Annotated in this window: 19 protein-coding genes and 1 pseudogene; 12 read left to right on the forward strand and 8 right to left on the reverse strand. The window is 34.2% G+C overall.

The genetic code is table 11. The annotated features are described in order from the left end of the window. Nucleotides 1-134 precede the first annotated feature (134 nt). Together AC0OM3_RS24635 and AC0OM3_RS24640 are read left to right on the forward strand one after the other, a co-directional pair. Nucleotides 135-1,889, forward strand: a complete 1,755-nt coding sequence (locus tag AC0OM3_RS24635; protein WP_474213168.1) for an ABC transporter ATP-binding protein — start codon at nt 135-137, stop codon at nt 1,887-1,889. Continuing rightward, nucleotides 1,882-3,678, forward strand: a complete 1,797-nt coding sequence (locus AC0OM3_RS24640) for an ABC transporter ATP-binding protein (RefSeq protein WP_001243552.1) — start codon at nt 1,882-1,884, stop codon at nt 3,676-3,678. The genes AC0OM3_RS24635 and AC0OM3_RS24640 overlap by 8 nt, the downstream gene beginning before the upstream one ends. Nucleotides 3,679-4,345: 667 nt before the next feature. Here AC0OM3_RS24640 and exsF read toward each other — a convergent pair. From exsF to AC0OM3_RS24660, 4 genes and pseudogenes are all read right to left on the reverse strand, one after another. Continuing rightward, complete coding sequence (gene exsF, locus AC0OM3_RS24645) at nt 4,346-4,849, reverse strand: exosporium protein ExsF (RefSeq protein ID WP_001257879.1); 504 nt, start codon at nt 4,847-4,849, stop codon at nt 4,346-4,348. A gap of 385 nt (nt 4,850-5,234) precedes the next feature. Further along, nucleotides 5,235-5,519 (reverse strand): DUF4183 domain-containing protein, encoded by a 285-nt coding sequence (locus AC0OM3_RS24650; protein ID WP_001123247.1) that lies wholly within the window; start codon nt 5,517-5,519, stop codon nt 5,235-5,237. A gap of 241 nt (nt 5,520-5,760) precedes the next feature. Further along, a pseudogene (locus tag AC0OM3_RS24655) lies at nt 5,761-6,032 on the reverse strand (hypothetical protein). A 340-nt stretch (nt 6,033-6,372) separates the two neighbouring features. Then, the gene (locus AC0OM3_RS24660) at nt 6,373-6,957 is read right to left on the reverse strand and encodes a LysE family translocator (protein ID WP_001121277.1); all 585 of its coding nucleotides are present in this window, start codon (nt 6,955-6,957) and stop codon (nt 6,373-6,375) included. A 106-nt stretch (nt 6,958-7,063) separates the two neighbouring features. Between AC0OM3_RS24660 and AC0OM3_RS24665 the strand changes: the two genes are divergently transcribed. Further along, nucleotides 7,064-7,621: a helix-turn-helix domain-containing protein gene (locus AC0OM3_RS24665; RefSeq protein ID WP_000391290.1), complete on the forward strand. Its 558-nt coding sequence runs from the start codon at nt 7,064-7,066 to the stop codon at nt 7,619-7,621. A gap of 360 nt (nt 7,622-7,981) precedes the next feature. Here AC0OM3_RS24665 and AC0OM3_RS24670 read toward each other — a convergent pair whose 3' ends face one another. After that, nucleotides 7,982-8,605: a BclA C-terminal domain-containing protein gene (locus AC0OM3_RS24670; protein ID WP_474213169.1), complete on the reverse strand. Its 624-nt coding sequence runs from the start codon at nt 8,603-8,605 to the stop codon at nt 7,982-7,984. A gap of 217 nt (nt 8,606-8,822) precedes the next feature. On the opposite strand from AC0OM3_RS24670, the gene AC0OM3_RS24675 reads away from it, so the two are divergent. Together AC0OM3_RS24675 and AC0OM3_RS24680 are read left to right on the forward strand one after the other, a co-directional pair. Continuing rightward, the gene (locus AC0OM3_RS24675) at nt 8,823-9,860 is read left to right on the forward strand and encodes a DUF4183 domain-containing protein (RefSeq protein ID WP_474213170.1); all 1,038 of its coding nucleotides are present in this window, start codon (nt 8,823-8,825) and stop codon (nt 9,858-9,860) included. 557 nt (nt 9,861-10,417) lie between these two features. Continuing rightward, nucleotides 10,418-11,746 carry an exosporium glycoprotein BclB-related protein gene (locus tag AC0OM3_RS24680; protein WP_474213171.1) on the forward strand — a complete coding sequence of 443 codons (1,329 nt, stop codon included), beginning with the start codon at nt 10,418-10,420 and terminating at the stop codon, nt 11,744-11,746. A 563-nt stretch (nt 11,747-12,309) separates the two neighbouring features. Here the strand turns inward: AC0OM3_RS24680 and AC0OM3_RS24685 are convergent. Further along, complete coding sequence (locus tag AC0OM3_RS24685) at nt 12,310-12,942, reverse strand: cupin domain-containing protein (RefSeq protein ID WP_061884152.1); 633 nt, start codon at nt 12,940-12,942, stop codon at nt 12,310-12,312. A 229-nt stretch (nt 12,943-13,171) separates the two neighbouring features. On the opposite strand from AC0OM3_RS24685, the gene AC0OM3_RS24690 reads away from it, so the two are divergent. The 3 genes from AC0OM3_RS24690 to AC0OM3_RS24700 all read left to right on the forward strand — a co-directional run bounded on the left by AC0OM3_RS24690 (nt 13,172) and on the right by AC0OM3_RS24700 (nt 15,729). Beyond that, nucleotides 13,172-13,477 carry a luciferase domain-containing protein gene (locus AC0OM3_RS24690; protein WP_000010319.1) on the forward strand — a complete coding sequence of 102 codons (306 nt, stop codon included), beginning with the start codon at nt 13,172-13,174 and terminating at the stop codon, nt 13,475-13,477. Between the two features lie 94 nt (nt 13,478-13,571). After that, nucleotides 13,572-14,882, forward strand: a complete 1,311-nt coding sequence (locus tag AC0OM3_RS24695; RefSeq protein WP_061884153.1) for a phytoene desaturase family protein — start codon at nt 13,572-13,574, stop codon at nt 14,880-14,882. Next, entirely contained in the window at nt 14,860-15,729 is an 870-nt protein-coding gene (locus tag AC0OM3_RS24700; RefSeq protein ID WP_000447142.1) for a sigma-70 family RNA polymerase sigma factor, read from the forward strand. Before AC0OM3_RS24695 ends, AC0OM3_RS24700 begins: the two co-directional genes overlap by 23 nt. Nucleotides 15,730-15,761: 32 nt before the next feature. On the opposite strand, the gene AC0OM3_RS24705 is transcribed toward AC0OM3_RS24700, so the two are convergent. Next, nucleotides 15,762-15,920, reverse strand: a complete 159-nt coding sequence (locus AC0OM3_RS24705; RefSeq protein WP_001100984.1) for a hypothetical protein — start codon at nt 15,918-15,920, stop codon at nt 15,762-15,764. 305 nt (nt 15,921-16,225) lie between these two features. On the opposite strand from AC0OM3_RS24705, the gene AC0OM3_RS24710 reads away from it, so the two are divergent. The 4 genes from AC0OM3_RS24710 to AC0OM3_RS24725 all read left to right on the forward strand — a co-directional run bounded on the left by AC0OM3_RS24710 (nt 16,226) and on the right by AC0OM3_RS24725 (nt 20,424). Then, entirely contained in the window at nt 16,226-16,819 is a 594-nt protein-coding gene (locus AC0OM3_RS24710; RefSeq protein ID WP_002094007.1) for an O-methyltransferase, read from the forward strand. A gap of 314 nt (nt 16,820-17,133) precedes the next feature. Next, complete coding sequence (locus AC0OM3_RS24715) at nt 17,134-18,246, forward strand: toxic anion resistance protein (protein ID WP_000137407.1); 1,113 nt, start codon at nt 17,134-17,136, stop codon at nt 18,244-18,246. A gap of 24 nt (nt 18,247-18,270) precedes the next feature. After that, a complete protein-coding gene (locus tag AC0OM3_RS24720; RefSeq protein ID WP_000008360.1) occupies nt 18,271-19,104 on the forward strand; it encodes a DUF3974 domain-containing protein in 834 nt (277 codons plus the stop codon). Nucleotides 19,105-19,272: 168 nt separating this feature from the next. After that, on the forward strand, nt 19,273-20,424 hold the full coding sequence (locus tag AC0OM3_RS24725) for a DUF6688 domain-containing protein (RefSeq protein ID WP_000904387.1): 1,152 nt from the start codon (nt 19,273-19,275) through the stop codon (nt 20,422-20,424). Nucleotides 20,425-20,464: 40 nt separating this feature from the next. Here AC0OM3_RS24725 and AC0OM3_RS24730 read toward each other — a convergent pair whose 3' ends face one another. Next, a complete protein-coding gene (locus AC0OM3_RS24730) occupies nt 20,465-22,024 on the reverse strand; it encodes a glycoside hydrolase family 10-like protein (protein ID WP_000636013.1) in 1,560 nt (519 codons plus the stop codon). Between the last annotated feature and the right edge of the window lie 108 nt (nt 22,025-22,132).

A 22,132-nucleotide genomic window follows, 5' to 3' on the forward strand; every position in this document is an offset into this window, starting at 1 on the left:
CTTATCATTTAATAATGTTAAATATTAATTTACATAATATAATAGAAGTAATGAAGAAATTGCAAAAAATATCGCTTAAATAAGGAGGGATATGAATTATTCAGTGGTAATTTCATAGGAAAAGGAGATTATGTATGAAATCATTTCGTAAGTTATTACAGTATTTAAAACCATACATGTTCTTCGCTATTATTGGACCGCTATTTATGGTACTTGAGGTTGCGATGGACTTAATTCAACCGACTATTATGCAACATATCATTGATGTTGGGATTGCAAATCGGGATTTAAATTATGTAATAAAAATGGGGCTTCTTATGATAGGAGCAGCAGCACTCGGTTTAGTTGGAGGGCTTGGGTGTATGATGTATTCTACAAAAGCAGCTGTTAATTTCGCTACAGACATACGAAAAGATGTGTTTGCGACAATAGAAACATTTTCTAGTAATAATCGTTATTCATTTGGAACAGGTAAATTATTAACGATTGTGACGAATGATATCACTTCCATCCAATCGGCAATGACAATGACATTACGTGTTCTCGTTCGTGGTCCGCTGTTGTTTATTGGAAGTATAATTATTGTTTTTGTAACAGCGCGAGAGTTATTTCCAATATTACTTGTAGTTATTCCAATTTTATTACTTGCGATTATTTTAATTGCAAGCAAAGCAAGTGGTACATTTAAAAAGGTGCAAGAGGCATTAGACAAAGTCAATACAAAGTTACAAGAAAATTTATCTGGTGTGCGTGTTATAAAAGCGTATGTAAGACAAAAATATGAAATCGCTCAATTTGGAAATGTAAATACAAATTTAACGAAGATAAATATTCGAGCTGTGCAGCTTATTACTTTAATGATGCCAATCATTATGCTAGTTGTAAGTGGCGGGATTGTCGCAACATTATGGATTGGTGGAGAAAAAGTATTCAATGGAACGCTTCAAGTAGGAGCGATTTTGGCATTTATTAATTACTTGAATATCATTTTAATGTCACTTATGTCGATTAGCATGGTATTTATTCAAATTGCGCGAGCTTTTCCATCTGCGGATCGTGTACAGCAAGTGTTAAATACAGAGGTTGATATTATAAGCGGAGCGAATGCGATCGAACCTGAGAAAATCGAGGGGAATATTCAATTTAAAAATGTTAGTTATAGCTATACGAAAAATAATGAATACGTTTTAAAAGATATTTCGTTTAGCATACAAAAAGGTGAAAAAGTAGGGATTATTGGATCGACTGGAAGTGGTAAATCTACCTTAGCGAAGCTGTTACCACGTCTATATGATGTTGATCAAGGTGAAATATGTATAGATGGAATAGATGTTAAAACATATGATTTGCAAAAACTCCGTGCTTCAATAGGGTTTGTACCTCAGAAGGCTTTGTTGTTCTCAGGTAGTATAGAAGAGAATTTACGTTATGGTAAAGAAGATGCAACACATGATGAGCTGGAAGTAGCAGCTGCATCAGCTTGTGCGACTGAGTTTATCAATAAGCTGGGAGAATCTTATCAATATAATTTAACACAAGGTGCGACAAATTTATCAGGTGGACAAAAACAACGTCTATCAATTGCAAGGGCACTTGTGAGAAAACCACCGATTCTCATATTAGATGATTCTACATCAGCAGTTGATGCGAAATCAGAGGCTACTATTCAAACAGCTTTAAAAACAAAATATAAAGGCACAACGACTTTATTAATTGCGTCCAAAATTTCTTCCATAATGGATGCGGATAAAATACTTGTATTAGATAATGGTGAATTAGTTGGCAATGGTACACATGAACAATTATTAGAACAAAGTGAGGTTTATCAGGAAATTTATCTTTCCCAAGGTGGTAATTTGCATAAAGAAGGTGGGGAAGAACATGCGTAATTTTCAAGGGCAATTTGCTAATAAAGGTGGACGAAACACGCCAAAGATGGGGAAAGCTAAAAATGCTCAAGGAACTGTAATGCGGATATGGAACTATATGGGCTATCAAAAAGCTGCTCTTATGTTTGTTATATTTCTAGTCGTTGTTACTACTTTACTTGGATTATTAGGTCCCTATTTTATGGGAGTCATTATAGATCAATATATTGTACCGAAAGATTTAAGTGGTACAGCAAGAATGTGTATGTTACTTATCGCGATTTACGGTGTAACTGTACTTTTAACATGGTTACAAACATTTGTCATGATTAACGTTGCATTAAAAACAATTCAAAAAATAAGACAAGATATTTTTGAGAAAATCCAAACGCTTTCTTTACGGTTCTTTGATGTGCGTTCTCAAGGTGATTTAATGAGCCGGGTGACAAATGATATAGATAATTTGAATCAAGCTTTGACACAAAGTGTTGTACAAATTATTTCATCAGCGTTAACTTTTATAGGTGTAACGATTGCGATGTTCGCTTTAAATTGGATTTTAGCAATTGTAACTTTAATTACAGTACCTATTATGTTTTACGTTACAAAAAAACTAGTTGCATATAGTGGTAAAAACTTTGCGAAGCGTCAAAAAGATTTAGGTGAATTAAATGGATTTATTGAGGAAGCAATTACAGGTGCGGATGTTACGACGTTGTACGGAAAAGAAAAAGAAACTGTACAAAATTTCAATAAAATTAATGAACAGCTAAGAGTTTCAGCTACGAAGGCTGATACATTTTCAGCTTTTATTTTTCCAAGTATGAACTTTATTAATAACTTAGGTATGGGGCTTGTCATTGGGACTGGATCAGTTATGGTCTTAAACGGAATGACAACAGTAGGTGTTATTGCAGCTTTTATTAATTATTCTCGTCAATTCTCAAGACCGTTAAGTCAATTTGCGACTTTAATGAATACAATTCAAGCGGCAGTTGCTGGTGGAGAACGTGTTTTTGAGATTATGGATGAGGTACCAGAAATTCAAAATAAAAAAGACGCATTTGTTGTACAAAATTTACAAGGGCATGTTGCACTTGAGAATGTTTCATTTGGCTATGCAGAGAATAAAACGATTTTAAAAGAAGTGAGTCTTAAAGCGCAGCCAGGAGAGACAATTGCTTTAGTTGGTCCGACTGGATCAGGGAAAACAACAATCATTAATTTGTTAACTCGCTTTTATGATATACAGCAAGGACAAATTCATATTGATGAAAAAGATATAAAAGATTATGATATTAATTCTTTACGAAGTAAAATAGGAGTAGTTTTACAGGATACGTATTTATTTGCTGGTTCGATTATGGATAATATCCGTTATGGACGCTTAGATGCTACTGATGAAGAAGTCATCACTGCAGCCAAGGCAGCATCTGCACATTCTTTTATTAAGCATTTGCCAAATCAATATGAAACAGAAATTGCTTCAGAAGGATCGAATTTAAGTCAAGGACAAAAACAACTTCTTGCGATTGCACGAGCAATTTTAGCAGATGCAGATATATTAATTCTCGATGAAGCGACATCTAATATTGACACAAGAACAGAATTACAAATACAAGCAGGACTAAATAATTTAATGAGAGGTCGCACAAGTTTTGTGATCGCTCATCGACTTAAAACAATTGAAAAAGCAGATCAAATCCTTGTTATAAAGGATGGAAGAATTTTAGAAAGAGGGGATCACGAATCTCTTATGAAAGATAAAGGATTCTATTTTGATTTGTATACGAGTCAGTTTAAAATATAGTAAAAGCATTGATATGTTGCGGTTTCTCTTGAGAGGAGAAACCGCATTTTTTATATTTATAAATATTACTATTCAAATAGTTTTTCACTACATGTTTTAACAGTATCCTCCTGCATTCCAGGCAAAACATGTGAATAGCGATTTAATGTTATGAACATATGTTTATAACTGAAGTGTTCACTTACAGTCTTTGGATGTATACCTTGTTTCAAAAGTAGCGTAGCATGTGTATAACGTAAATCATAAAATTGAACCTTAAAAATTGGAATTTAAATAAAAAGAGCACTGTTAAAAGCGCTCTGAGACAAACCATATATTTAGAGAGGAATCAAGATAATATATGGATATTGTGTGAGAATGTTGTAGGTTTTAATTAAAAATAAAGCACACATATAAGTGTGCTTTTATGAACGCTTTAGATTTGTATGACTATATAGTCATACAATAAAATATGCTTGTTTGATATAAATGTGTGTAAAATCTATAAAAAGATATTGTGTATAAGGAACATATTAAATGTTAATTAGCCAAGTCTTTTGTTTTTATCCTGTTATTTGCCGGGCAGTAAGACCCCCACCTCAAAATTTAGTGGAAGCAAAGAAGTTAGGTGGGGGCTGGACTGCCCGTAAAAGCCCGATTGGTGAGAGCTCATTAAAGTTTCACTTTATTAACGAATTTGCGCAACTGTTAACGCTGCAGAACGAATATCTACTGTACCTATTACTTCAACGGGGACAATTTGAATTAAATCACCAGGGTTTAAGTTAATTAGAATGACACCACTTGATACATCGACTTCACCAGTTCCGATAATATTAGAACGGACTGCGGTTCCGGATCCTGCAATAACATTAGTCGATGAATTTAATGTCAAGAAAAAGCGTGCTGCTTCCGGGGCTACTGGAACGTTATCAAGGCTAATCGTTAATGTATAGCTAATTTGATAAATACCAGCTACCTGAATTTTAATACCAGTTCCAGTACTAATTGTATCATTGATTACAGGGACAGTAATGTTAGGATTTGGGCCTGTACTAGGTAATAGTAGTGGTGTAAATAATGTTGCAAATTGAGGTGAAGTAGCATTGAAGGCAAAACCTAGGGCAGGTAGTGTACTAGATGCTTGTGCTTCACAATTAAAATTAGCGAATTTACGAATGGATGAGCGCATATTTTCACTCCTTTCTTGTATTTAGATTTCGTGAGTATTAACTTCACATTTTGGACAAGCATAATACAATATATGAAAATTTATAGTAGATAGTGCATAAGCGTTACTATTACGGATAAAGCTATGAATAATAATAAATACTATATGGAAAAAGCAGTTAGCTAATTTAGCTAACTGCTTAGTAGGTTCTCCAAGAGCAAATAGACGAAAAATTATTGCGCTATATAAAAGATCACTATAGATAAGTGCTCTTTTTGAGAGTGAGTATAAATTTCTATCATTCTATCTAGTATATGCACTGTATTATGTAGTTGCTACTAAAATTGATATGAACTTTTAAAATTAGAGGTTTCTTTTAATGAAACCTCTAAAAAGACAACTAAAGTTACGTTATAGTAAATTCAATTGCGATAGGAGTGCCTCCATCTAGGACAGCTCCTCCTACAATAGTAGCAGCTGTAGTAGTTACACCAGTAATAGTATCACCTGTTTGAATAACACCATTAATATAAAGTGTTAAAAAGGCATATGAAGCAGGGAATGTTGTTACAGCACCAGTGTCATCAGTGAAGTCTGTGTTAGCAAAAGTTAAATCTGCTCCAGCAGCAGTTCCTGTTGCTGCTGTACTTACAAATCGTCTTCCAGCTATAAAAGGTTTAACGATAGGCATTTATATTCACCCCTTTTTGAGAATTAACTCAGACAAGTTTTTTTGAAAGTTTTGTCCTGTATCGTATATTATGCTGTGCTTCTACTAAGAGATACGGCTTGTATACTAGTAAATAAATATAATTATTATGCGTTTTACAAGTTAGATTCTTATAAGTAATTAAGTGATTAAGGTTGGATTTTGTATATGGTACGTTCAGGTTAAAAAAGAGCTCTTTTAGAAAGAGCTCTTCATCAAATTATTATCTTAGTGTTGGAGGGAAACTGGCGGCCTCAGTGACAGATGGTAGAAATAATTTACGTGGTATTGTAATAAATTCAAGCGCAATTTGCTTTGGATAAAAAAATATTTGAGTTAAATCTAGAGCATGTATTAATAGTATCATGAAGCTTGTAAGAATTATAAAACTACCCCAAAAGAAACTTTTTGAAGTATTGCGAAAATCTTTTATTAAAGAAAAGAATGAAAAAATGCGGTAACAATGAGAATTAAAAATTTATACTTATCAGACATTGTGATCCTCCTAAAGAACAGTAATTTATATTATAACGTATTTTTTTTTCTATAATTATAAAAAGATTTTCAAATGCCTATGTTGTAGACTTATTGTTTTCATTTTGCATACAATCGTATAATATTAAATTGAATAATATTGAAGAGCTTTATTAAGCTAGCGTCACAAAACAAAATTAATATTATAAAGTGAGAAACATTCTAGTTTATTTCGTAGTCCCAATCCATAAATTAGAACTACGAAATGGATTATTAATAAAAACATTTTAAGATTATTATAATAATGATGTGGTGTATACAGAAAAGAGGATGAAAAAAAGCATCCAGAATGAGTTGATAGCTAGTGGATAACAATTGAAATAGCACTGAAAACTAATAAAACAGCCATAATGATGTTAAATAATTGATTATGTTTTAATAAAAGTTTTTGAAACATGGAACCAAAAAGGCTCCAACTAAATGTACTCAGTAAACCGACTATACCTAGAAATAATGAGAAAAGTAGAAAACTTGAATATGAATTGTAGTAAGGGAGTATAAAAGTAGAGACTACTGTGAGTCCGAATAATATTCCTTTAGGGTTAAAAAATTGAAGGAAAATACCCACTGTAAATAAGTTTTTATTATTTTTTTCATTGTGATCTGCACCGCCTTTACTAGTGATTATTTTAAAGGCTAAATATAGCATATACGTGACACCTAAAATTTTTAAAGGAAATTCAATTATAGGGACAATATTAATTAATACAATATTAAAGAAACTACATAAAGAAGTGAGGATGAAAAAACCGAATGCTACTCCAAAGCAAAAGTTTATGCTTCTCTTTAATCCATGTTGATTTGCGTATGTCATAGCTAAGAAATTGTTAGGACCAGGTGTGAAGCTACTTATAAATACAAATAACAAAAAAGAAAATATAGGCATTTCAACCTCCTTATTTTTTGTGTGTTATAATGACCAAAAAGAACAATATAACGTTTTTATTATACATAACGGTCGTTATATTGTATACAGTGTAGGAGTGTTTTTTATGGAAGAAATTCAACTTATTCTGGCAAAAAATTTAAAATCAATACGTGAAAAAGAAAAATTAAGTTTAGAAAAGGTCTCTCAATTAACAGGTGTAAGTAAAACAATGATTGGACAAATAGAAAGAGGAGATTCAAGCCCGACAATAACGACAATATGGAAAATTGCTAATGGTTTGAAAGTATCCTTTACCTCTTTAATCAATAATCCAAAGCCTGATACGAAAGTAGTTTTACGAAATGATGTTCAAGTATTGTCTGAAGACAATGGGAAATATAAGGTGTATCCCTCATTTCCTTTCCAAGATGATAGGAACTTTGAAATCTATATGGTTGAAATTGATACAGAAGGGAAATTAAGTTCAGAAGCGCATAAAGAAGGAACAGAGGAGTTTATAACAGTATTTGAAGGGGAATTGACAATTGACATAAATGATTGTCAATATACGTTAAATAATGGAGACTCAATTCGCTTTAAGGCGGATAGACCGCATACTTATACTAACTCAGGAAGAACATTAACTCGGTTAAGTATGACTATTTATTATCCAGCTTTATAAGCTGGCAATAATATGAAGAGTAAAAGTGTATTGTTAAAACCATCTATAAGAGATGGTTTTATTTTTTTGAATATAAAAAAAGACACTCAATTGAGTGTCAATATAGTATTGCTCTCGCGTATAGGATTGGAGATGTTCCTCAAATACATATTGAGATGGTCTGTAAAAAAGAAACAATCTTCATCTTTAATGTAACATCGACATGGGGGAAGTGTAAATTGATAATATATATACGGAAAATTTAGTATAGATGTTTTCTACTATGGATATAGTACAATTTACTTTTATTACGTAATCACTATCGTAATATTTACCAATTGAGTATTTAGGTTGTTTATTATAAAAAGAATGAATCATTTTTTAATCAATTCGTATAATTGTAAGAGAGGCACCTGTTGATCCACCTCCAACTAAATTCACGACAGATAATATACCAAATAATTGTAGTGAAATTGTATTACCAGCATTTAAATTAGTAATTAAATTATTACTATAATTTGAAGTTGATAAAGCGGGAGAAAAAATAGAGCCAGGAATTGGCGTAGAAGCGTTTAATAGTAGTCTAGTTCCAGCAAGTAGAGCGGTTGTCGTATTAACTTGATAGGTTAAATGATATCTTCCAGTTACAGGAATTGTAAATACGTCATTTGAAGCGTTAACTGTAAAATTACCAAGACTTTGGTTATTTGAAAGTGGAATGTTTGTTCCTCCTAATATGACTGAAACAGGACCACCTGATGTATTATTAGCGAACATAGAGTTTGTTGTAACGATAGACCCAGTAATGCCGGTAGGCCCAGTAGACCCAGTAGATCCAGTACTGCCGGTAGGCCCAGTACTCCCAGTAGACCCAGTACTGCCGGTAGATCCAGTATTCCCGGTAGGCCCCGTAGGTCCAGTAAGCCTATAAGGGAAAATAATGTCAAGAGCCATTGATATTAATTCCTTTTTTCTAATTTCATTATTATCTTGAATATAAATCACCTCAACTTTTTAAATAAGAATGTTATAGATTTAGTACTTTTTAAATAGAATGATTAATTTATTATATTAATTAAAGCGGTTATAGCAACGGTAAAATGTTTAATATATGTAATAATTCTTTGGGAAGAAAAAAAGAGAATAGTTATAAATTTTTTCTTTAATGATAGGGTCATAATGATGTGTATGAATTAAAAAACATGTGGAATGAGGTATTAAATTGAAACGCAATGACAATTTATCATTGAATAAGGGGATGATAGGACCAGAAAATATTGGACCTACCTTTCCGATTCTTCCACCAATTTATATTCCAACCGGAGAAACAGGACCGACTGGACCAACAGGGATAACAGGCCCAACCGGAATAACAGGAGCAACCGGAGAAACGGGGCCGACCGGAATAACAGGCCCAACCGGAGAAACGGGGCCGACCGGAATAACAGGCCCAACCGGAGAAACGGGGCCGACCGGAATAACAGGAGCAACCGGAGAAACGGGGCCGACCGGAATAACAGGAGCAACCGGAGAAACGGGGCCGACCGGAATAACAGGCCCAACCGGAGAAACGGGGCCGACCGGAATAACAGGCCCAACCGGAGAAACGGGGCCGACCGGAATAACAGGAGCAACCGGAGAAACGGGGCCGACCGGAATAACAGGAGCAACCGGAGCAACAGGCCCAACCGGAATAACAGGTCCAACTGGAGAAACGGGACCGACTGGAATAACAGGCCCAACCGGAGAAACGGGGCCGACCGGAATAACAGGCCCAACCGGAATAACAGGCCCAACCGGAGAAACGGGGCCGACCGGAATAACAGGAGCAACCGGAGAAACGGGGCCGACCGGAATAACCGGAGCAACAGGCCCAACCGGAATAACGGGACCGACCGGAGCAACAGGCCCAATTGGAATAACAGGTCCAACTGGAGAAACGGGACCGACTGGAATAACAGGCCCAACCGGAGCAACAGGTCCTACTGGGGGTATCGGTCCTATAACCACAACCAATTTGTTATATTACACTTTTGCAGATGGAGAGAAACTTATATATACAGATGCTGACGGGATACCTCAATATGGTACAACGAATATTTTGTCTCCTAGTGAAGTTTCTTATATTAATTTGTTTGTTAACGGAATACTACAACCACAACCATTATATGAAGTGAGTACTGGTAAATTAACTTTATTGGATACGCAACCACCATTGCAAGGATCTTCAATTATATTACAATTTATCATTATTAATTAAAAGGACAGATCCTTAATGAAAAGGAATCTGTCCTTTTTTGTTTTATATTTAAATAGTTAAAATTAAGTGAAGGTACATTCAATTACTAGCTGTCATAAATGGTTGAATGATAGGAATTTTAACTTCAATCCTTTCCACAGTGTATTGGAATAAAATATAAAATGAATTTTTCAATATATTATATGAGAGTCCTCTATAATACAAACGGCTTCATGTTTAAAAAGAGAACACAATCTTAGTAAAGAAATAATGTATATTTATATAAAAAAATGGCACTGTTAATTGTTGAGTATATTCAAATTAATATGTGTATTTAAACCTAAGAGATAAACGTGGAAAAATAAAATAAACCCGTAAGTTTAGGTATTTAATCTAAGCAGTCAATTATTAAAAACATATAATTAATATGTGAGTCATGAACATAATTAAATAACGTTTTTAAGTTTAATTATATTTCATGTTTCCTATTTTAAGTCAATATATAACATGTTTTTTTACAACTTTATGATCCTTATAATAGGAAAAACTCAAATATAAAACAAGTAAGGAGGACATAAATGACAAACAATAATTGTTTTGGTCATAACCACTGCAATAATCCGATTGTTTTCACTCCAGATTGTTGTAATAATCCACAAACAGTTCCAATTACTAGTGAGCAATTAGGTAGATTAATTAGTTTACTAAACTCTTTAATAGCGGCTATTGCAGCGTTTTTTGCAAACCCAAGTGATGCAAACAGATTAGCTTTACTCAATTTGTTTACTCAACTATTGAACTTACTAAATGAATTAGCACCTTCTCCAGAAGGGAATTTCTTAAAACAATTAATTCAAAGTATTATCAATTTACTACAATCTCCTAACCCAGATTTAGGTCAATTGCTTTCTTTATTACAACAATTCTATAGTGCTCTTGCACCATTCTTCTTCTCTTTAATTATTGACCCTGCAAGTTTACAACTTTTATTAAACTTATTAACTCAATTAATTGGTGCTACTCCAGGAGGAGGAGCAACAGGCCCAACAGGTCCAACAGGTCCAGGAGGAGGAGCAACAGGCCCAACAGGTCCAACAGGTCCAGGAGGAGGAGCAACAGGCCCAACAGGTCCAACAGGTCCAGGAGGAGGAGCAACAGGTCCAACAGGTCCAACGGGAGACACAGGTCTAGCAGGAGCAACGGGAGCAACAGGTCCAACAGGAGATACTGGAGCAGCAGGCCCAACAGGTCCAACGGGAGACACAGGTCTAGCAGGAGCAACGGGTCCAACAGGAGCAACAGGTCTAGCAGGAGCAACAGGCCCGACAGGAGCAACAGGTCTAGCAGGAGCAACAGGCCCGACAGGAGCAACAGGTCTAACGGGAGCAACTGGTGCAACGGGAGCAACTGGTGGCGGAGCTATTATTCCATTCGCTTCAGGTACAACACCAGCTCTGTTAGTTAATGCGGCATTAGCTAATACAGGAACTCTTCTTGGATTTGGATTTAGTCAGCCTGGCATAGCTCCAGGTGTGGGAGGAACTCTCACAATACTACCAGGTGTTGTAGGTGATTATGCATTTGTAGCACCACGTGATGGAATTATCACGTCATTAGCAGGATTCTTTAGTGCAACAGCGGCGTTAGCTCCATTAGCACCTGTTCAAATTCAGATGCAAATATTTATCGCACCTGCTGCAAGTAATACGTTTACACCAGTAGCACCACCTCTATTATTAACACCAGCATTACCAGCAATAGCAATTGGTACTACAGCAACAGGAATCCAAGCTTATAATGTTCCAGTAGTTGCTGGGGATAAAATATTAGTATATGTTTCATTAACAGGAGCTAGTCCAATAGCTGCAGTTGCCGGATTTGTAAGCGCAGGTCTTAATATCGTCTAATTTGTTACAATGTTAATAGGAAATTAAACAGGTGTTCGTATATAGTCCTTCCTAATAAATTTAGGAAGGACTATATTTTTGGGGGAAATATGTAATAAATTAAATGAACAATTACTCTTTGTTAAGTTCGTATAAAAAAGTATAATTTCCCCTTTCTTATTTAAGGAATAAATTATGTAACTTAAAAAATTTCAATCAGCAAAAAAAGATGAATTCTTTTAAAAAAGAATTCATCCATAAAATAAACTATTTATTTTTATTGCAGTTACATCCTTTTTTCTTTACATAGCCTTGCTGAGTTAAGTCTCTTTGCGATTGGGAATTGGAAGATTGCGAATTGGAAGATTGAGAGGATGCTGAAGAGCTACTATTTTTATTATAAGAGTAGTTTTTTCGATAGTTATAATTACTCATAGTACTATCACCTCCAATTTAATATATAAATATTATATGTATGTACACTATCAATTGTTACTATTATTAATAGGAAGAGAAGATACAATAAAAAATCTCCTCGGTATTTTCCTAGGAGATAAATGATGATTCTTTTGAAAAATTATAAATTAATAACCCCAGTAAAGAGGAAAGTAATAAGAGTCTTGGCAATACGGATTATGTTGTTGAGCGGGGGGCTGGGGTGGATAATTTTTCATTTCGCGGTTTTGATTACAGTTTGCCGGAGGGCCAATTACAGCAGTTGATTGGATAGGAGAAACCGCTTGTTTCCATTGTTGTTCATTGAGACAATAAGTATGGGCCATCATATGAGCAGGAGTTAATCTTAAAATGTCAGAACCGAAAATAACTTCTGGCGTTGGGGCATTGAAAATAGCTAATAAATGAGTATTATCTGCTGTAGAAATTTCATAATGCCACCATGCTTGTGGAATGTTGGCAACTTGCCCGGGTTTTATCGGTAAGTTTAATATTTGATTCGTAAATGGATTAAGTAAAGAAACAACAGCAGACCCTGAAATACAATAAACAAGTTCAGCTGCATTTTGATGAATATGTGGCTCTACAACATTTCCTGTACTTAAATAAATATCTAATAATGAAGTATTTTCTAAAGTATTTAATTGTTTAATACCAAGTACATTTATATAATTTTTGGCATCTTTCCGAAAAAAATTACTTTTATTTACATCATAAGTAAAATTGGTTGAGGGGGAGGTATAGTCGATGTTGGCAGTCAATTGTATTACCCGCCTTTCTATAGGTAAGTTAGGTTACAAAATTAGGATATGTGTCTAGTCTTTATTTTGTGCTGTTGTCGGTAGCTTAATAAATTCACTTATTCCATAAAGAATAAGGTGTTAAGACTAAACTATATTCGTATTCCCATTCATACTTTGGATTGATGGAAAAAAGTAATGAAAATGTTAATTTAAAATTACATCAATCATTTATAAGGAGTGAATGTTCATGTCATTTAGTGAAATGATTAGAAATGAAGTACTCAGCTGGGCGGGTGTTTCTGAAAAACCGCATCGATTTGGTGGTATTGAAATAAATTATGGTAAGAAAGAACTTGGGCATCTTCATGGTGATAAATTAGCTGATTTACCATTTCCGAAGTTAAAGAGAGATGAATTAGTGAAGCAAGGATTGGTAAAACCACATCACGTATTACCTGAATCAGGATGGATCAGTTATTATTTAAAGAGTGAAGAGGATATTCCATTTGCAATTGAGTTATTTCGTATGCAATATGATCGAATTAAAAAGTAATGAAATAAAGTAGGGTAATAAAAATTTATTTTTATGTCACATCCCTCCTTAATCGTTCGTCTTGTATGTAGAACGATTGAGGAGGGATTTTATTATGGATACATTTGATATAGCAATTGTTGGCGGTGGGCTTGCTGGATTAACAGCATCTATATATTTAGCGAAAGCTGGAAGGAAAGTGATTGTATTAGAAAAGTCTAGTCAATTCGGTGGCCGAGGGATGACTATAAATAAAAATGGAATCTGCATGAATCTTGGTGCACATGCTTTATATAGAGGCGGGACAGCGTTTATAACTTGTAATGAGCTCGGTATGAATCTTCCAGGTGGAATACCATCTACAAAAGCACATGGAATATGGAAAGGGGATATATTCACTATCCCAACAGATTTTTACTCAATTTTATCAACACCACTACTTTCTTGGTCTGCAAAAGTACAATTCTCACGTCTTATGATGCGTTTAGGAAATTTAGATGTAGGAGAAGTTCCGAAAATGAGTCTAACTACATGGGCAGAAAATGAAATAAAAGATCCAATGGTTCGCAATATATTTTATGCGCTATGCCGGACAACAACATATACGTTTGCTCCTACAATACAATTAGCATCATCTGTACTAAAGCAAATACAGCTTTCTATAAAAGAGGGGGTGGTTTATGTAGATGGTGGTTGGGAGACGATAATAACAAAATTAAGAGCTATAGCGAATGATATTGGGGTACAGTTTTTGGCTAAAAAGCATGTTGTGGAAATTGAGCATTCCGAAGATAAACAAAGAATACATTGTGTTGATCATGAGGTTTTTGAAGTAGGCACAGTTATCGTGACGACTCCGCCGAAAGAAGCTTGTAAAATAATAAAAGGTGCAGAAGGAACAAGTTTGCATAGATGGAGTGAACAATCGGTACCGGTTACTGTTGCTGCATTAGATATTGGCTTGAGACAATTACCCAATCCTACACATCAATTTGTATTAGGATTAGATCAACCTATATTTTTCACAAATCAATCGAGAGCAGCTAAATTAAGTGAAGATGGATCAATTGCAGTGAGTCTAATTAAGTACCATAATCCTGTGCTAGAGATGAATCATATTCATGAAGATAAAGAACAATTGGAAAGTACGATGGAGTTGTTACATCCAAATTGGAAAAGAGAAGTTGTTGCACAGCAATATTTACCGAAAATAACAGTAGTACATGATTTTCCTCATATTGACCGTGTTGAAAAACCGGGCCCTAATATACCTGAAATGCCAGGTGTTTATGTTGCAGGAGATTGGGCAGGGCATGATGAAATATTAGCTGATGCTGCGGTAGCAAGCGGGAAACGTGCAGCGTTACACATTTTAAAGCAATATGAAAGTGAGGCAGTTCATCATGGAAACGGAGCAGTTATATGAAGCGTATCAACCATTATTATTTTCGTTAGCATACAGAATCCTTGGGAGTGTTATGGATGCTGAGGATATCGTTCAAGATGTATTTATCTCGCTAAATAATATAGAAGATCCTCAATCTATAGAAAATATGAAAGCATATTTATGTAAGATGGCGACAAATCGTTCAATTGATAAATTACGATCGGCAGCGCATAAGCGTAACGTGTATGTAGGGATGTGGTTACCAGAGCCAATTGTAGAAGAGAGTGATGAGCCATCAAAGTCTTTTATAATGAAAGAATCCCTTTCCACCGCATATTTATTACTTTTACAACAGTTATCTGAGGTAGAAAGGATTGTTTTCATATTAAGAGAGGTTTTCAGTTATGAATACGAAGAAATAGCTTCAATTGTTGATAAGAGTAGTGTGAACTGCAGGAAGATCTTTCAACGTGCTCGAAAAAGCATGTTGGAGAAACCGAAGCAATCAAAATTAAGCACGGAGAAAATGGCTTCTTATGTTGAAAAGTTTGTATCATCATTACAGTGTGGGGATGCGGAAGGTATGTTAGAAGTATTAAAAACAGATGCTATACTCAAAGCTGATGGTGGCGGTAAAGTTACGACTGCGATCAATCCGATTTATTCTGCAGATCGAATTATACGTTTGTTCTTTGGGATTGCACAACGATTGACAGAAGAGTACACTGTTGATTTCAAAATGGTAAATGGTATACCAGGAGTTATAGTTACAATAAATAATAAAGTAACGTATGTTCTTTCGTTTGCATTTGAGGATGAGAAGATTTCAAATATTTATATGATGGTTAATCCTGAAAAACTTATGCATTTAAATGTAAAAATATAAAAAAGCGCATTTCTTCAGAAATGCGTTTTTTATTATTTTTCTAACATTTCAAGAGGTACATCTTTTTCGCCGGCTACCTCAAATTTAATTTCCCCGTCTTCTTCATAAATACGTGTAATAATCGGTATAGTAATCATTAATTTTTTATGCTGCTTTCGTTTTCGAGCAGCATCTAAGCTAATAACGTTCATTTGTAAGCATCCTTTCTTCTGGAAATATATAAACAAAGAAAATGCGTCCGAAAAGGGCGCTTAATTGAATTTGAAATACCGATTCATTTAAATGGGGTTTATATAATTTAATAACTGCAATTTTAATATGAAATAATATGAATGGAATAATTGCACGTAGAAATTAACTTTACCAAAAAACGAAACAATATGCTATAAAAAATTATAAATCTTTGTCATATAACAGGAAAAAGGTTTTTGTTTCGCATATAATAAAAAGTAGACGGGCAGCAAGAGCTTTTTTCATCATATTGCTTGGAAAGGCGATGAAAAGAATGGATACAGTAGATTCATTATTATTGCAACTTGAACAATATGGAGAAGAGCATGATCGAAATAAAAAAACAAGGGAAGAAAAATTACGGAATGTTTCTCGTGAGATGGGGCAATTTTTATCAATTTTAGTAAAAGGGTGTAATGCAAAAAACATCTTAGAAATTGGAACTTCTAATGGTTATTCTACATTGTGGTTAGCTAATGCAGTAGAAGAAACAAATGGAAATGTAACAACTGTAGAGCTTTCTTCAGAACGAGTTGGAGAGGCACTTGTCAATTTTGAAAAGGCAAACCTGTTACAAAGAATCGATATTCATAATCAAGAAGCAGGGGCATTTTTAGATTCACAATTAGATCATTCATTTGATTTTATTTTCCTAGATTCAGAGCGCACGCAATACATGTGGTGGTTTGAGCATATAAAACGTATGTTACAACCAAAAGGTTTTCTTGTTGTTGATAATGCAACTTCTCATGCGAGTGAATTAGATGAGTTTATAAAAATGATTGAAGAAGATGATACGTTTGAAACGGTGTTATTAGCGTTTCAAAAGGGAGCATTTGTAGCTCGCAAAAATAAATAGAAGTGAGTGTAATAGAATTATCACATTGAAAACGGGTGAATGTCAAAAGATTGAGTGTAGCACGATTAAAAGAACATAAATTATTTAGGAAATATATGAAGAATCCGCCTTCAGCATGTAGTTCTCTAGGTCTTAAGTCTGAGGAAAATTATGTTGATTACAGGTATACTTATAGTAAGAAACAGGGAATGACTGCATAAACAGACATTTCTAAAAAAATCGATTTCAAGCAGTCAGAATGTATATGAAATACGATATAATTGATGAAATATAGTGCATATAAATTCGCACATATAAATAAAGGAGCGATTTTGTTGACTGAACTCGAGAAAAAAGAACCTGTATCCATTGTGAAAGATAATAATGTAGAAGTAGTAGTTGATACAGTTATAAAAGATGAAGAATTAGAGGAACTAAATAAAGAAGCTGATCTTTATGTACAAAAGTTAAATAGCGAGCAAAATACAGATTTATCAAAAGTATTGTCTCAGCTAGGAGATTTAGGGGATAAAGAGCAACAAGCAGCAGGACAAACGTTATCAGCTTTAAAACGCCCTGTAACAGCGATGATGAATGGGAAAAATGAAGAAATTCCAAATACATTGTTAGAATTACGAAAAGTGGTATCAGAGCTTGATCCCAATTCACTTAAAGCAAGTGGTATGAAGAAAATAATGTTTAAAGTATTCAAGAAAAATCCACTTGAAACATACGTGCATAAATACCAATCTATAGATAAACAAATCGAGGAAATTATTAGATCCCTTCTAATTGGCCGTGATAACTTACAAGAGGATACAGTTGGTCTTGAAATGTTAAAAGAACAATCGCACGATAAAATTCATGCGCTTGATAAACAAGTATACTTAGGGAAAAAGCTTGCTGGCATGCTTGAAGCTGAGAAACAAAACCCAGAGCGTCAAAGAGATATTCCGTTAATTAACGATGCGTTAGAAAAGATACTTGTACGTACACGTAATATGCAGCAAGCGAAAAGTGTATTATTACAATCGATAGCTTCTGTAGACATCATTAAGAAAAATAACGAAAAGTTAACAGAGGCAATACGAAATGCAATTACGATGACGCAAAACGTTGTAACAGTTTCAGCTGCTATTCAGCTAGCATTAACGAATCAACGTAAAACAATTGACGCTGTAAATGCGACGAATGAAGCAATTGAATCGATGGTATTAAGTAATTCTCAAGCGTTAAAACAAAATACAGAAGAGACGACGAAATTGCTTGAAAATCCCGCTATTAGCATGGATAAATTACGTGAATCATTCCAAAATGTGTTCGCTGCAATTGAAGCATCTGAAAAATCGTCAGAACGTATTATCGAGTCAAGTAAGAAGTTCGTTATTGAACTAGACACATTTAATGATGAGATGAAGCAGAAACTCATTCAGCGTCCAAGGAAATAACGGATTATTAGAGGAGGTGAACAAATGAGTTTCATTCAAACAGTACTATTACTACTCGGTACATTGCTTTTAATAGCATTTACTGTTGTTGTTTTAGTCGTATATTTCGGACGGAAGTTGTATTTTTCATGGGCGAAGCCATATAAAAGAGCGCAAGATTCTTTAGATAAGTTATCAAACAAATCAATACCGTTTCTACAAGAATTTACACAACATCCACTGTTTTATCGCTGGATTCGCACTGAAGGAAAGAAAGAACAAAATACATTAAATACTCTATTTTGTGCATCAGGTCAACGTACGAGAGAACAAGTCTTCTCGATGTTACCGAAAGAAAAGCAGAAAAAAGTGCATGTAATGGCAAAAACTACGAAAAAGTTTACGAATGAAGATATCGATGTGGCTGCGATGAAAGTGAAAGATTTCTTAAGACAAGAAACACAACAAACTGTAAAACCGACAGACTTATCATTTTACAAATTGTATTTTTATGACCGTTATCCAGACGCATTAAATACAATTCAAGCGTATAAACGCTCAATAAATCCTTCATTACAAAGAACGGTTGATGATATTACAATTTCAGTATTGAATGCACTTCCGTACTATCAAGAGCAACGCATGTTTGAACAACAACATAAACTTGAAACGTTCTTAATGAAAGATTTAACGGCCATGTTATCGTTGGTAGTACAATTACCACCTTCACAAAGACCAGAGAAGGAAGAAGAATTGAAAATCTACTTGGAAAATTTCCAAAAAGAAATGGAAGTAGTAGAGCGAGATATTCGCGACTCAATTGATCACGATTTAAATGTGAAGATGAGAGCAGCGACTGAGAAGTTTAAGAATAAATAGAAGAGATCGCCTAAAAAGTTGAATGTTTCAGCTTTTAGGCGTTTTTTTTTTGAGTTGAGAGAGTGTAATCTTTTGTGAAATTGTATATACAAACGTTAATAAGTGGTAAAATATAGAGTGTTTTTTTATACTTTGTGTAAACAATTATTATAAAAGGGGTATGATATTGTGCTAATTGAGTTAGTCATACTATTTGTAATTCTATTTTTATTTCTTGGCTACCCTATTAGTAAAGCATGGGATAGTTTCCAATTGAAGAAGGAGAATTCCTCAAGTATACTAAAGTTCGAGCCACAGGAAATATTATCAATAGGTTTGAGTTATTTTATCTTTGGTTTAGGTATTATGTGGAATGCAAATGATGTAAGAGCAGGAATACCATTACATAAATTCGAAAAGAACGGAATGATGTCTGATCAATATGCTTCTTTAGCACATGACCACATTGCGATAGTAGTTCTTTTAGTTATTTTAGGTGGAGTTTCGTATTGGAGATTAACAACAGGCTTAATAAAACTTTCACCAATATTTTATATTTTTTATAGTACTTTAATGATAGTAAACATTGTATATACATTCATCTATATTACTCATACAGGCTCTGCTTTTTATACGGAATTAGGAGGATTGAGATACATTCCAGTCTTTTGTATTCAAGTTGGAATGCTTGCATTTAGTCTATTATTCTTAGCTAAATTAAGAAATACATTAGGTTATTTCATACAATCTCAGAATGAGAAAGATTATACGCAGAGCAACAGAATTATATTATTGCTGTATCGCATTTCTTTTGGATATCAAAAAATGGCTACAGTCTGGATGATAAGTTTATTTCCTGTCTTGTTAATTGTTCAATTTATTTTAATACTGTTTGGCCAAAAACCAGATAGTTTTATAAGAGTGTTTATGGAAACAAGTAGTTTTAATTATTCTAAGATTCCCGCCCCAAGTCCTCAAATTGTCTCCGGGGATGGGCATTATTTATGTACAGTTTCTGTGAAAGGTCATAAAAACATCGTTAAGCCATTACGAGCAGGAATTAGGCATGGGGAAAGAATTACAGTTAATCGACAGTTATTAATTGCGAACGCTTTTGAAAATGTAATTGAGGAGCGGGTACCAAAATGTCATAAAGTTATTCGTAATTTTTATGATAAATACGGTTATCCAATTAGTAAACATATTAATACGAAATGGTCGGCTGATTTTGTTTATATTTTAATGAAGCCACTAGAATGGTTCTTCTTATTTGTACTTTACACAGTAGATAAAAACCCTGAGAATAGAATTCATATTCAATATAGTGAACTACGAAAATAAAAGTAAGAGCCCGCATTCAAAAAAATGCGGGCTCTTACTTTTATTTTGCTTGAATAGTAGATTTACTAGAAGCCACACTTTCATTATGCAATCGATCAACTGCAGTTACGACATACGTATACGTTTCTCCAGAAATAGCGGTTTTATCTACATAAATTTCTCCAAGTTTTGTTTTTCTTACAGTAGTAAGTAAATTTTTGGGGTTTTGTATATCTACTTCATTTTTCCCATTCGTGCGGTAAATAGCGTAATAAGCAGAATCATTATCTCTATTGTCAATGATACCGATTGCAATACCTTCATTTCTTGGAATGGCACCTTTTAAAGTCGGTTGTTTTGGTGGATCATGATCAAGCCAAGGCATAGGCGGGATTAATGCAGGATATTTATATATGTCTTTTGAGAGTCGATCTTTAACTCCAAGTGGATTGTTATTAATATCTTTTAAGCTAAAATGCATACTACCTTTTATTTCAGGATATAGCCGGTTTAATGCAATTTGTCTCGGATATTCTTCTGGATCAGACCAAGCAGGGACGGAGTTATTATTAATTTTATAGGCCGCTTGACCGATGTATAGGTGAATCGGTTTGTTATTTGTTTCTTTAACCCACCAATCTACTAATATGTCATATGCAGCTGGGGTGAAACCTATATTCCAATATATTTGCGGTGTAATGTAGTCAATATATCCTTTTTGTATCCACTCACGTGTGTCAGCATAAAGGTCATCATAGTTTCTTTGGCCTGCGGTTGTGTTAGAGCCAGTCGGATCGTCAGCTATATTTCGCCATACGCCGAACGGACTAATGCCAAACTTTACATATGATTTTTCTTGTTTTATAGCAGTATTTAAATCTTTTACAAGTTCATTTACATTGTTACGTCGCCAATCTTCTATATTTGTAAATCTACCGTTATTATATGTTTCGTACGTTTTCTGATCTGGAAATTCTTCACCGGCTACTTTATATGGGTAAAAATAATCATCCATATGCAGCGCATCAATATCGTAATTTTGTACGATTTCTAAAGCACCTTCTGTTATAAATTTTTTCACTTCCGGAATACCAGGATTGTAATATAACTTTCCACCATAAGGTACAACCCAATCGGGATGTTGCCTTGCAGGATGATTATTTGATAATCGATTTATATCGGTATGATTCATCGTTATTCGGTATGGGTTAATCCAAGCGTGGAATTCTATATTTCTTTTATGAGTTTCTTCAATCATAAATGCGAGCGGGTCATAACCAGGATCTTTTCCTTGTGTCCCCGTAATGTATTCAGACCAAGGACCGTAATTTGAAGGATAGAAAGCATCAGCAGTTGGTTTAATTTGTACAACAACTGTATTCATACCAGTGCTTTTTACATCGTCTAATAATCGTATAAATTCTTGTTTCTGTTTTTCAATGGGTAAGCCAGTTTTTGAGGGCCAATCAATATTCAGAACAGATGCAATCCATACAGCACGTAATTCGTGTTTTTTGTATGCAGTATTTACTTCAGCATAAGTAGAGTGAGGGGGAATGAAAGAGAAAGGGATGAACAAGATGACGATACAACATATCATTAATAAACGTTTAACGATCATTTATACGCCTCCTATCATATGATTAGTTAAAATAATATCTGAGGCGAGGTTGACCTTGCAATAGAGAAAATTACATATTGAAACATTAATTTAATAGGGGAAATATTT

Source organism: Bacillus sp. FAU20, from assembly GCF_056033865.1.

Excerpts from the sequence above, each read along its gene's own strand:
- AC0OM3_RS24680 (WP_474213171.1), top strand. The coding sequence starts at position 10,418 with ATGACAAACAATAATTGTTTTGGTCATAACCACTGCAATAATCCGATT.
- AC0OM3_RS24660 (WP_001121277.1), bottom strand. The coding sequence starts at position 6,957 with ATGCCTATATTTTCTTTTTTGTTATTTGTATTTATAAGTAGCTTCACA.
- exsF (WP_001257879.1), bottom strand. The coding sequence starts at position 4,849 with ATGCGCTCATCCATTCGTAAATTCGCTAATTTTAATTGTGAAGCACAA.
- AC0OM3_RS24650 (WP_001123247.1), bottom strand. The coding sequence starts at position 5,519 with ATGCCTATCGTTAAACCTTTTATAGCTGGAAGACGATTTGTAAGTACA.
- AC0OM3_RS24700 (WP_000447142.1), top strand. The coding sequence starts at position 14,860 with ATGGAAACGGAGCAGTTATATGAAGCGTATCAACCATTATTATTTTCG.
- AC0OM3_RS24665 (WP_000391290.1), top strand. The coding sequence starts at position 7,064 with ATGGAAGAAATTCAACTTATTCTGGCAAAAAATTTAAAATCAATACGT.
- AC0OM3_RS24695 (WP_061884153.1), top strand. The coding sequence starts at position 13,572 with ATGGATACATTTGATATAGCAATTGTTGGCGGTGGGCTTGCTGGATTA.
- AC0OM3_RS24690 (WP_000010319.1), top strand. The coding sequence starts at position 13,172 with ATGTCATTTAGTGAAATGATTAGAAATGAAGTACTCAGCTGGGCGGGT.
- AC0OM3_RS24720 (WP_000008360.1), top strand. The coding sequence starts at position 18,271 with ATGAGTTTCATTCAAACAGTACTATTACTACTCGGTACATTGCTTTTA.
- AC0OM3_RS24635 (WP_474213168.1), top strand. The coding sequence starts at position 135 with ATGAAATCATTTCGTAAGTTATTACAGTATTTAAAACCATACATGTTC.
- AC0OM3_RS24705 (WP_001100984.1), bottom strand. The coding sequence starts at position 15,920 with ATGAACGTTATTAGCTTAGATGCTGCTCGAAAACGAAAGCAGCATAAA.
- AC0OM3_RS24640 (WP_001243552.1), top strand. The coding sequence starts at position 1,882 with ATGCGTAATTTTCAAGGGCAATTTGCTAATAAAGGTGGACGAAACACG.
- AC0OM3_RS24730 (WP_000636013.1), bottom strand. The coding sequence starts at position 22,024 with ATGATCGTTAAACGTTTATTAATGATATGTTGTATCGTCATCTTGTTC.
- AC0OM3_RS24710 (WP_002094007.1), top strand. The coding sequence starts at position 16,226 with ATGAAAAGAATGGATACAGTAGATTCATTATTATTGCAACTTGAACAA.